Origin of the sequence: Flavihumibacter petaseus NBRC 106054, from assembly GCF_000974785.1 — a bacterium.
GTDB classification, from domain to species: Bacteria; Bacteroidota; Bacteroidia; order Chitinophagales; family Chitinophagaceae; genus Flavihumibacter; species Flavihumibacter petaseus.
The window spans coordinates 692,163-704,254 of record NZ_BBWV01000001.1; the positions used below are offsets into that span (position 1 = coordinate 692,163).

A 12,092-nucleotide genomic window follows, 5' to 3' on the forward strand; every position below is an offset into this window, starting at 1 on the left:
CTCCATATTTATCACAAGGCTGATTCGCTACGTATCAAACTTTTTTCAAATTGTTACATTTGAGAGGATACTTTCGGTTACTGCTCGCCATTACCTGCTGCCTTACTGTTGCAAACGGTTTCGCGCAGCCCTACTATTTCCGCCACTATCAAACCGAAAACGGCCTTACCAATAACACAGTATTCTGCAGCACACAATCCAACAACGGATTTATTTGGTTCGGTACAAAAGAAGGACTCAACCGCTTCGATGGCTACCGGTTTAAAAAAATCCGGCACGCCACCATCGCTCCTGAAAATGCACACGCAGAATTTGTACTCAGCATTTTCAATGATGCCAAAACCGGTAACCTCTGGGTAGGCAGTTCACTCGGCCTGTTCCTTTACGATGAAAAAGAAGAGATCCTCAAACCTGTCGTAGATTCACTTCGTGATGTAAATGCCATCCAGGTTGATCAGCAGGGCCGCATCTGGTTCGTTTCCATTTTCAGTCTCCACTGCTACAATCCCAGGCAAAAGACTTGTATCGGATTTGAAGGGGAGCAGTTTCCGCCAACCACCTCGCTTTCGCTGATGCCTTCGGGTGACCTGCTGGCCAGTTCCATCTTTGGTGAAGTATACCGTTTCACTCCCGGCACCTCCACGCACCGTGCTTACAACATGTTCAACAGGTCTGCGCCTTCTGTTTCGGTTTGGGTACACCGCGTAACTGCCGTGAATGATACACTAGCCCTGGTCGGCACATCCAACCAGGGACTGAAAAGACTGAACCTGCGCACCGGAAATTATGATGATGTCTTTTCACGCAACGCCGACATGACAACCATCTATGTGCGGGACATTATGCGGAATGCTGCTGACGAATACTGGTTCGCAACTGAAAGCGGCATCTTCATCCTCAATACCACTACCAATCAGCTTACCAACCTGAAGAAGAAATTTCTTGACCCCTATTCCCTATCTGACAATGCTGTTTATACACTTTGTAAAGACCGCGAAGGCGGCATCTGGGCAGGCACTTTCTTCGGCGGCGTGAACTATCATCCAAAACCCTTCACCTTCTTTGAAAAATATTTCCCGGACAATTCCGCCGCTTCCATCAGCGGCAGTGCAGTGCGTGAAATCTGTGAAGACAAAAATCACGCGATCTGGATCGGCACGGAAGATTTCGGACTGAACAAGCTGGATCCCGCAACCGGCAGGATCACCAAGTACAGTCCCAATGGCGAACCCGGCAGTATCTCTTACAGCAATATCCACGGACTGATGCCGGACGGCAACGACCTCTGGATCGGCACGTTTGAACATGGTATCGACCGGATGGATATACGGACAGGAAAAGTGTTCCGGCATTATGCAGCGGGTACCGGACCCAATACACTTAAAAGCAATTTCGGTCTCAGCTTCCTTAAAAGCAGTTCAAACAACATCTATGTAGCCACCAGCAACGGTGTGTTCTGGTATGTACCTGCCATCGATAATTTCAGCCGTCCGCCCGGCGCACCGGAATATGGATTTATGGCTACCCTGCTGGAAGATCACCAGGGTATTATCTGGATCGGGTCACACAATGACGGCTTGTATGCATACGATCCTGTCAATCGCATCACTACTGTTTATAAACATGCAAAAGACAACCCCAACACCCTTTCCAGCAACATCATCAACGCCCTCTACGAAGACGGAAAGCACCAGCTGTGGATAGCGACGGATGGCGGTGGCCTCTGTAAACTGGATGCCTCCAGGAAACAGTTCACATCGTATACCACCAGTAACGGCATGCCAAGCAATTACACCTTCAAAATTCTGGAAGATAAAACCGGGCAGTTCTGGATCAGCACCTCCCGCGGCCTGGTGAACATGAATCCCGACAACAACACGATGCGGGTGTATACCAAGGAAAATGGCCTGCTCAACGACCAGTTCAACTACAGCTCGGGATACCTGCAAAGTGACGGCAATATGTATTTCGGAAGCATCAAGGGCATGATCCGTTTCAACCCTTCCGGCTTCTTCCGGAATACCTACCAGCCAAATCTTTTCATCACCGGTCTGCAGGTGCAGAACAAGGAAGTGGCTATCAGCAGAGACAGCAGTTATCTCAAAGCATCTATCCTGTATACCGACAAGATAACGCTGCCGTATAACCGTTCTTCCTTCAGCCTGGATTTCGCCGCATTGAGTTTCACCTCTCCGGAGCTCACCGAGTATAGCTATAAAATGGATGGACTGGACCAGGACTGGACCTATCTTAAAGCCAATCGTAAGGCCTATTTTACCAACCTCGCACCCGGCAATTACAGCTTCCGGCTCAAAGCCGCCGTAAGCGGACAATGGGTGAAAAATGAGCGGGTACTGAAAGTGGAAGTGCTGCCGCCCTGGTGGGATACGATCTGGGCAAGGATGCTGTATGTAGCGATTGCCGTCAGCATCATTTATTATATTATCCAGAGCTATCACCGCCGTACGCAGATCAGGAAAGAAAAAGAGATCTATGAAGCCAAGATCGATTTCTTTACCAATGTTGCGCACGAGATCAAAACACCGCTGACCCTTATCAAGGGCCCCATCGACAACCTGAAAGACTACCTTGACATCTACCCGGATATCCGCGAAGACCTGCTGATGATGGACAGGAACACCAACCGCCTGGTAACACTGGTCACCCAGATCCTCGACTTCCGGAAAACTGAATCAAAAGGATTCCGTCTTGAATTTGCCCGCGAGAATATTTCAACCATACTGGAAGATGCCTTTCTGAATTTCCAGGCACTGGCCAAGAAAAGAGAACTGGAATATAAACTGGAACTACCTCCCAATGATGTGTTTGCGCTCGCCGATGAAGAAGCACTGAACAAGATCTTCAGTAACCTGCTCAGCAATGCCACCAAGTACGCTGCCGAGAAAGTGAAGGTGCGGTTGTTACCGCCCGGTGAATTAGATTTCGTGTTGCAGATTGAGATCCTCAATGACGGTCACCTTATTCCTGAAGACATGGCTGAGCGGATTTTCGAACCCTTTTTCCGCCTCAGGGAAAACAGCCGGCAGAAAGGAACCGGGATCGGTCTTTCACTTGCCCGCTCGTTGGCAGAACTGCACGGCGGAAGACTGTTCCTGCTGCATGATCTGACTGAACCTATGAACTGTTTTGTATTGCAGCTTCCCCTGCATCAAAACGCTGCTGATAAACCTTCTATTGCCAGGAATACATCCTACCAAACCAATTAAAATTACGTTATGCTGCCATTAATCCTTCTCGTTGACGATGAACCGGAAATACTGGAATTCCTGGAGCGCACCCTGCGCACCAAGTACAGTGTTCTGAAAGCCGCCGATGGCAAAGCCGCTTTGAAAATCCTTTCGGAAGAAGCTGTTCAGCTGGTGATCAGCGATGTCATGATGCCGGAAATGGATGGCTTTGAACTTTGCCGCAACATCAAATCGAATGTGGAATATTCCCATATCCCGGTGATCCTGCTGACGGCCAAAAACACGTTACAGGCCAAGATAGAAGGCCTCGAACTGGGCGCTGATGCCTATATTGAAAAACCCTTCTCCAGGGAACACCTGCTTGCACAGATGGCCAGCCTGCTGAACAACCGCAACATGATCCGGCAATACTTTGCCAGTTCACCGCTCGTGCACATCAAAAGCATTGCCCACTCGCGTGCTGATGAAAAATTTCTCGAACAACTGAATGAGACCATCTGCAAAAACATTGAGGACACCGACCTCGATGTGGAAAAGCTGGCGAAGATCATGACCATGAGCCGCATTACACTCTATCGCAAGATCAAGGCCGTTTCAGATCTGACACCACTGGAACTGATCAATATCACCCGCCTCAAAAAAGCTGCTGTGCTGCTTGCCGAAGGCGATCATAAGATCTACGAGATCTCGCACATGGTCGGCTTCAGTTCACAAAGCAATTTCGCTCGTAACTTTCTGAAACAATTCAATATGACGCCCACGGACTATATGCAGGCGAAGCTGAAGGAAAGGGTGTAGAGGAAGGTGATCAGTAGTTTAAAAGTTTAATTGTTTAGTTGTTTAGCAGTTGCGTCCCGCGATTGGACGAGCAAATTATTTGTTGCAGCCCCCGTTGGTTTGGTTGATTTTGGCACCTGATTTGATCAAATGTACAGGCAGCAGTTCTTTCTATTTGAAAAGTGAAGCGCTCGAAAATGACGTGGGTTGAGCCGGCTATGAGCCCATTACTGGACGGATGAGCCCATTATTTCACTTAATGAGCCCATTATCCAGCGGCATAAGCCCATTACTGTGAGCATCATACACTTCAGAAGTCACACTGTTCAGATTTCGGCAGATAATGGTGAGCGAATTCAAATGGGAATATAAATGGATGACTTCCAGGTACTTGTGGTGAACTATTGCTTCATCGCAGGGTTGTTGGAACATGATCAGACCGGGGAGTCTACCTTGCGCGAAAGTTACCACGTGATCCCTCATATTCCCCCGTCTGCCGTTCATTTGCCGTTCCTCTGCCGTTGTTCCTATACTCTTCCCAGCGTCATGTCAGCTTTATCATTGCTTCCGGGCCTTCCTGGCCGTTTCGGACCTTTGCCATCGATCCCGGTCGCTTCGGCCACTATGCCCAATTGATTCGTGGCTGCTTCGGGACCTTTGCCAGATTGATTCCTCGTCGCGTCCTGGCTTAACGATTTTGATATCCGGATAGCAAACGGAACCTAATACATTGATCCATTTCTCAAAACCACATACCAGTCATCAACGCGTTTTGATCCTGATGCAGATCAACTCCGCCATCTTCTTGCCTTCTGCCAGTCCGAATTTAATTGCAGGTGTATAGTGAATCCCTCCATACATCCTGCTGATCGCAGCCTCTTCAGCAGCCTGCTGAAAAGACCTGAATTTTCTCGCGGGAATACCAAACTCCACTTCTGTTGAATCTGTATAGCCGAAATTTTCCCCGAACTGCCGCGTCAACACTACCGCTGAAGCAGCGGATACCACGCTGTGACCGCTGGTATATTCCGGGAAAGGCGGCGTTTGCAGGATAGGCATCCAGTCGCCGTCGATATAGGTGCTGATGTAGGTTTCCGGTCGAACCACATTGCTGCGGTATTTCTCCATCCAGCAAACAATGAACGCATCGGCAAGCGTGATACAGAGTTGTGCATAGGTGTCAAGACTTTTCATCACATCTGCCCTGCTTTGCTGACAGGCCATCGCCGCTATATTCACCCAGTGGCCACCGGGCGAGATCTTTTTTGTCGCATACATCACATGTCCGTTCACGTTCAATTTGAAAGGATTGCAATCCCAGAAATTGGCGATCAGGATCTGCTCGTCATTTAATTTTTTGCTGGTTTCATACACCTCCAGCGCCATGTTGTAAAATGGGCTGCCTTTCTGTGAAGAAAACGGAAGGATCTCCGGCGGCGCAAACTGTTTGGCAGAATCGATCACAAAAGTGCGCATCAGTCCCCAATGCGGCTCAACTGCCTTCATGTATCCGGGTGCCGTAGGTTTCCAGGTGCTGCTGTCATCTGACACATTGTATTTGGGAAGTGAACGTGTATACTGGTAATTGTCTTTTGAAGCCCATTTAAGTATTGCCGCAGCAATGGCCTCACCAAAGGCCTTTGAATTCTTCCACGTTTCATCAGGCATTCCCGCAGCTGCAAAACTTTTCAGGATCTGCTCGTCGTAGGCTTTTACACTGTCTTCAGAAATCACCATGCTTTTGCCTACCATCAGGATGGCATGCACAGCCGCCATAGGAAAATGATAGGCTTTCCCCGGCTCCGGCTCCGGAAGTTTTTCCAGGCCATGAAGTTGTCCCGCGAAGGAGCGGTAACGTTTATCCGTGAAGCGGCCGGCTTCGTACCCGGCAACGGAGATATAAGCGTAGGTGCGGCTGGCGACAGGCGGTGAATAAATATCGTGCACGATGATATCAGTCATCTTCTTTACTGCCCGGTGGATATGCCGCGGATCATCCGCCATCTCCGTCCAGTCGCCATAATGATGAGCAAATCCCTGAACCGCAAAGGCCAGGAGAAACGAGCAGCACACAACAAGCAGTTTCATCGTAACACAAATTTATAACTTCATCATCAGGGCAGGTAGAAATCAAATGGCTCATCGCGTACAGCCACGAGTGTGCCGTCTTTATAGACCAGTTCAGCTACCTGGATGGATGTCCGTTTATTGGAATAGGAATATGTTCCGTCTTTGTCAAGTTCTCCTTCAAAATGCACTTTCCGGCCGGGATGGGTAAAATAAAAGATATAGGCCTTCTCTCCTACCACCACCACATCAGCATGCGCACCGGTAGGTGAATCTTCGCGCCGCACACCGTTCTTGTCCAGCACCATGCCCTGGCGTTCCCAGCGGAGCGCGTCATCGGAACGATAAACCCGCTGTCCGGCCCACTCATCGGTGATCATCCAGTAATTGCCCTTGAACCGGAAGGCTTTCGGGCCTTCATGTGGTTTGCCGCCGATCGCTGGCGTGTCCACCAGCTTCCAGTTTTTCAGATCACCGCTTTCGCCGGTCATGGTGACTGCATTACGCGTATCATCCTTGTACCAGATATGCCATTTTCCATCGGCGAGTTTCAGAAAAGTTGGATCAATCACATTATCAGAAGAAAGTTTCAGCGGGCCCTCGTGTTGCCAGTGCCAGAGATCCTTACTTGTATAGTGCGTAATCACTGCCTTGCCGCCCCAGTCGTTGCGCACACCACGGATATAGGCGACGAACATGTGATAAACTCCCTTGTCAAGAATGATATCGGGAGCCCAGAAAGTGTTGACACCTTCTTCAAATTCCAGCACGGGGTTGCCTTTGTAAACCCAGGTCTTGCCATGGTCGGCAGAAACGGCAATGCCAATACCAGTACCATAACAAAAGCCCACGTTGGCGCTCATCTGGTTGGCGCGGCGCTGTGTGTAAAACATCCACCATTCCTTTTTCTCCGGATGATAGACTACAGTCGGATCAGCGGCTCCGTCATATATGGGATCGCGGTAAAGTGGAGCGGGGGCAATACGGAGACCGGATGGCTGCTCAGCAGGATTTTGTGCAGCAACTGCCTGGAAGATCAGGCAAAAAAGTCCGGCAGCAAGCAGTTGGCGGGTGAAGCGGTAAACAGTCGTCATCCTTATGGTTAAATGGTGCAGTGATTCGGTGGTCAAGCTATACAAATTCATGATGAAGGATGTAGTATTATTGTTCATTTTCTATTCACGGTGTTACAGTATTGTTTCAGCAGGCTGATCTCTGCAGTATCGTAGGGCCGGAAATCAGCAGTATAGAGATCATGCTGCCAGATTTTGGGAGCAGGATCGCCGGGACGGTGCCCCCAGGGCAGGTGCGTCTGCGTTTTCCCGTTGACTACACCCCATAGCATGCAGCCGATCTTTTCCTGGCTGAAATACCCAATATGAGTGCTGATCAAGGATCCGGCGGGACGGTTCATCCACTCCGTGCACACCAGTGGCCGCCCCTGCAGTTTCAGTTCTTCCACCATTTTCCGGAGCGCATCCAGGTTGCCATAGTTGTGGAAACTCACGATATCGGATCCATTCAATGCAATCTCATTCAGCCTTTTATTGCCATCCCAAACGCCGACAGACAGGGGTTGTGACGGCCGCACTTCCCGCGCCCAGCGGATCGTGTTGCGCAACAACGGCAGGCTGGCAGTGCCCAGGCCGCCATTGGTGGGTTCGTTGTAAAGATCCCAGAACAGGATCCTTTTGTCATTTGAAAACCGCGTGATCACTCCCTTTACATATCGTTCCAGCAACGGAAAAGTGCTGCTGTCTACCACCATGCTGTGGCCGGGACTGGGAGACCACGCCCATGCATACCAGCCCTCGAGCGGCTCAGGCTGCCTGCCCGTTTTGGGATCATGTTCCAACCCAAAGACACAGTCGTCGAACAGCGCCGGTACCATTTTGATGCGATGCTTTTCGCAGCTGCATAAAAATGTATTCATGCGCCGCAAAAACCCTTCAGGATCTTCGGCATAAACAGCATACTGGAGCACTACCCGAAGTGAATTGAGCCCGGTCTGCTCCGCCAGCGCCAGCTCCCTGTCAATGGCCACGGAATCGAAAGTGGTCCTATCCCACATGGCGGTATAGTTGATGGCATAGGCCGGAATATAATTGGCCCCGCAGATCCATTGCTGGTCTTTATACCATTGCCAGGCTTTCTCAGGAGACCACCGCAATTGGGAACCAGACTGTGCATCAACCTTTTGTAACGGGCCCAGGAGGGCAGCGAGGGTTAACAGCAAGACTATTGTGAGGTCAGATTTTTTCATTCCCTTTTTTGCCCCAAACCACGCATTCCGCGGGCATAAAAAAAATGCCGCCATTAACCCGTTTCCGGCTTAATTTAACCCGCCCCGCCGATACGGATTGAATAGATTTTGATAGGATTTACACTCCGGCTCAGGAGGCAAATATTTAGATTGTGATCCAAACGACTGCTTACGATGAACAACCGGAGACTGCTGCTGCTACTGACTATCCTGAATACCCTTCACCTTACTACCGGCGTCGCACAAACGAAGGAAAAAACACTTTTCCGCCTGTTGTCACCCAAAGAAACAGGCATTGCTTTCTCCAATTCGCTTACGGAGAGTGACTCCCTAAATATTCTCAACCAGGCAAACATCTATAACGGTGGTGGCGTGGGCATTGGCGATTTCAACCAGGACGGGCTGCCGGACATCTATCTCGCCGGTAACATGGTCTCCAATAAACTCTATCTTAACAAGGGTTCCCTGCAGTTCCGGGATGCCACCAAAGAGAGCGGTGCAGGTGGTAACGGCCATTGGAGTACCGGCGTATCCGTAGTGGACATCAATGCCGACGGCAGGCTGGACATCTACGTTTCCTGCTCCTTCCGCAAAGAAACTGCACTGCGCACCAACCTGCTTTATATCAACCAGGGTAATGATAAGAACGGCATTCCTGTTTTTGTGGAAAGCGCCGCATCCTACGGACTGGCAGATACAGGCTTCAGCACGCAGGGGCTATTTTTCGACTACGACCTGGATGGCGATCTCGATTGTTATCTGGTTACCAACGAACTGTATGATCCTAAAACACCGATCCGTTACCGACCCAAGGTAACAGACGGATCTGCAAAAAACACCGACCGGCTTTACCGGAATAACGGCAACAATACTTTTACGAATGTTTCCGCTGAAGCGGGCATCACCATCGAAGGGTGGGGACATGCTGGTGCCATTAGTGATTTCAATGGTGATGGCTGGCCCGATATCTATGTGGCCAACGACTTTATCTCCAATGACCTGCTCTGGATCAACAACCGCAACGGCACCTTCACCAACCAGCTGGGTGATTATTTCCGGCACAATGCCTGGAACGCCATGGGCACGGCGGTTGCTGATCTCAACAATGATGGCATGCCCGATCTGGTTTCACTGGAAATGCTGCCGGAGACCAACCTCCGTAAAAAGCGGATGCTGGTAGGCAATGAATATTACAACTACTTCAACAACCAGAAATTCGGGTATACCCATCAATATGTACGCAATGTGGTTCAGCTGAACCAGGGAATGACCCCTGAAGGCCACCCGGTATTCAGTGACATCGGCTACCTGAGCGGCGCTTTTGAAACCGACTGGAGCTGGTGCCCGTTGCTGGCCGATTTCGACAATGATGGACTCCGCGATATGATCTTTACCAACGGTCTTCCCAGGGATGTAACGGATCTCGACTATGTTGCCTACAACAATGGCCAGGGCGGTGGCAGCGGCAACTTCAAATTATCGATGGTGGATTCTCTGCCCATCGTGAAACTTCCGAACTATGCGTTCCGTAATGTGAATGGAATGGAGTTCAGCAACCAGTCGGCCAACTGGGGCTTCACCCAACCAAGCTTCTCCAATGGTGCAGCTTACGCTGATCTCGACAATGATGGAGACCTGGATGTGGTGATCAACAACATCAATGAACCTGCCTTTGTTTATGAAAATCAACTGGACCGGCAACAGCCCGGCGCGCTGAAAAACCGCCTGCAGGTAACTTTTAAAGGCAGCGCCCTGAATACTGCGGGTTATGGGGCGACACTGCGCATCTACGTCAATGGGCGTCAGTTCTATTATGAACATCAGCCCTGCACGGGTTATTTGTCCACCGTTGATAACCGCAGCTGGTTTTCGCTGGGAGCCGGCACGGCAGATTCCGTACGCGTGCGCTGGGCCGATGGCAAAACGCAATTGCTGAAAGCAGTTCCGGCAGGAACACCACTGGAGCTGCGATACAGCGATGCTTCCGGCATTACCCCTGTATTTGCCGCAATACCAGGTGAGCCGCTGCTGCGTAATGTCAACAGTATCACAGGAATCAACTACCGTCATCACGAACGCGATGCCATCGATTATAACCAGCAACCCGCTATACCGCATAAATTAAGTCAGTACGGTCCCGGCATTGCAGTGGGCGATATCGACAATAATGGGTTTGAAGATTTTGTGATCGGCGGATCTGTTGGCGGGAAAGAAGTTTTTTTCCTGCAGGATGCACATGGAAAATTCACCATTGACTCAACGCGTATTCCTGCAGTGGACAAACACCCGGGTGAGGATATGGGCTTGCTGTTGTTTGATGCCGACAACGATGGCGACCTTGATCTCTATGCGGTAAGCGGCAGTTATGAACTGGCACCGAATCAGCCTTCCAGCCAGGACATTCTTTATTTCAATGATGGATCCGGGCATTTTGAACCGCGTTATTCTGCCCTGCCGAGAATGTTCAGCAATGGCTCCTGTGTGAAAGCTGCAGATTATGACGGTGATGGCGACCTCGATCTCTTTGTCGGCAGCCGGGTCATTTCCGGGTCCTATCCGCTGGCGCCGTCCAGCTTCATCCTGCAAAACCATTCCGGAACTTTCATGAATGTTACAGCAAAGGTTTGCACCGCACTGGAAGATGCCGGTATGGTCACTGACGCGCTCTGGTCAGACATTGACAATGATAACAAACCGGATCTGCTGGTAACAACAGAATGGGGGCCGGTCAGGATTTTCCGGAATACGGGAGAAAGCCTCTTGCCAGTTGAGCAAACCGGGGTCGACAGCCTGAATGGCTGGTGGAACAGTATCATTGCCGGCGACTTCGACAATGATGGCGACATGGATTATATCGCCGGGAATCTTGGCCTCAACTCCAATTACAAAGCCAGCGCCGCTGAACCATTGCAACTCTACGCCAAAGATTTCGATGACAATGGCCTGCTGGATCCGCTGGTGTTTTGTTACATGAAAGCACAGGATGGCACCCGCAAACCTTACCCGATGACGGTACGCGATGACATGGTCAGCCAGATCCTTTCCATCCGCAAAAGATTTCCCACCTATAAGGCATATGGCATGGCAACCATGGATATGATCCTTGGACCGACTGGAAAAAACGACGCGGTTTATCTTACTGCCAATCACATGAGCAGCGTTTACCTGGAGAACCTGGGCAATGGACGCTTTAATGCGAAAGCACTTCCCCTGGAAGCACAGACGGCACCGCTTTTTGGCATGCTGGCAGATGACCTTGATGACGACGGCAACCTCGACCTCCTGCTTTCAGGTAATGACTATGGAATGGAGCCTTACAGTGGTCGTCATGATGCCTTCGACGGACTGGTATTGAAAGGTGATGGCAAAGGTAATTTTAAGCCGCTTTCCATTGCTGCCAGTGGCTGGTATATCAGGGGCGATGGAAAAGCTATTGCACGGCTGGCATCTGCGAAAGTCGGCAACCTGTACCTCGCCACACAGAACCAGGGACCTTTACTCGCTTTCGAAAAAACAAACGGCGAGACTACTCCGAAACTGTTCACCCCCGAAAGCAGTGATGTCAGTGCTGAAATCGTTTTTACTGATCAATCCATGAGAAAGGTGGAATGGCATTACGGTTCAGGATTTCTCTCGCAGAGTTCACGGAAGATTCCAATAACCAATCGCATCAAAAGAATCACGGTGACAGGTGTCGATGGAAAGAAAAGAGTGATTTCTTTTTAACGTCTTTTTCTCACTCAATTTTTTCTATCCCGGTGCTGATTCCCGAAGAA

The 12,092-nt window shown here is 50.1% G+C and carries 6 protein-coding genes; 3 read left to right on the forward strand and 3 right to left on the reverse strand.

The genetic code is table 11. From position 1 onward, the window contains the following. The first annotated feature begins 59 nt into the window (after positions 1-59). On the forward strand, positions 60-3,227 hold the full coding sequence (locus FPE01S_RS02915; protein ID WP_052955465.1) for a ligand-binding sensor domain-containing protein: 3,168 nt from the start codon (positions 60-62) through the stop codon (positions 3,225-3,227). A gap of 9 nt (positions 3,228-3,236) precedes the next feature. Next, positions 3,237-4,007, forward strand: coding sequence for a response regulator transcription factor (locus FPE01S_RS25600; RefSeq protein WP_046367403.1), 771 nt, complete (start codon positions 3,237-3,239; stop codon positions 4,005-4,007). 741 nt (positions 4,008-4,748) lie between these two features. On the opposite strand, the gene FPE01S_RS02930 is transcribed toward FPE01S_RS25600, so the two are convergent. The 3 genes from FPE01S_RS02930 to FPE01S_RS02940 all read right to left on the reverse strand — a co-directional run bounded on the left by FPE01S_RS02930 (position 4,749) and on the right by FPE01S_RS02940 (position 8,316). Further along, a complete protein-coding gene (locus FPE01S_RS02930) occupies positions 4,749-6,074 on the reverse strand; it encodes a vanadium-dependent haloperoxidase (protein WP_046367405.1) in 1,326 nt (441 codons plus the stop codon). Positions 6,075-6,100: 26 nt separating this feature from the next. Beyond that, complete coding sequence (locus FPE01S_RS02935) at positions 6,101-7,147, reverse strand: family 43 glycosylhydrolase (protein WP_046367406.1); 1,047 nt, start codon at positions 7,145-7,147, stop codon at positions 6,101-6,103. A 74-nt stretch (positions 7,148-7,221) separates the two neighbouring features. Continuing rightward, complete coding sequence (locus tag FPE01S_RS02940; protein WP_046368590.1) at positions 7,222-8,316, reverse strand: cellulase family glycosylhydrolase; 1,095 nt, start codon at positions 8,314-8,316, stop codon at positions 7,222-7,224. Positions 8,317-8,490: 174 nt separating this feature from the next. On the opposite strand from FPE01S_RS02940, the gene FPE01S_RS02945 reads away from it, so the two are divergent. Further along, positions 8,491-12,042, forward strand: a complete 3,552-nt coding sequence (locus tag FPE01S_RS02945; protein WP_046367407.1) for a VCBS repeat-containing protein — start codon at positions 8,491-8,493, stop codon at positions 12,040-12,042. The last annotated feature ends 50 nt before the right edge of the window (positions 12,043-12,092 follow it).

Bases quoted from the DNA above. Each gene is read 5' to 3' on its own strand.
- FPE01S_RS25600 (WP_046367403.1), top strand. From the start codon at position 3,237: ATGCTGCCATTAATCCTTCTCGTTGACGATGAACCGGAAATACTGGAA.
- FPE01S_RS02930 (WP_046367405.1), bottom strand. From the start codon at position 6,074: ATGAAACTGCTTGTTGTGTGCTGCTCGTTTCTCCTGGCCTTTGCGGTT.
- FPE01S_RS02935 (WP_046367406.1), bottom strand. From the start codon at position 7,147: ATGACGACTGTTTACCGCTTCACCCGCCAACTGCTTGCTGCCGGACTT.
- FPE01S_RS02940 (WP_046368590.1), bottom strand. From the start codon at position 8,316: ATGAAAAAATCTGACCTCACAATAGTCTTGCTGTTAACCCTCGCTGCC.
- FPE01S_RS02945 (WP_046367407.1), top strand. From the start codon at position 8,491: ATGAACAACCGGAGACTGCTGCTGCTACTGACTATCCTGAATACCCTT.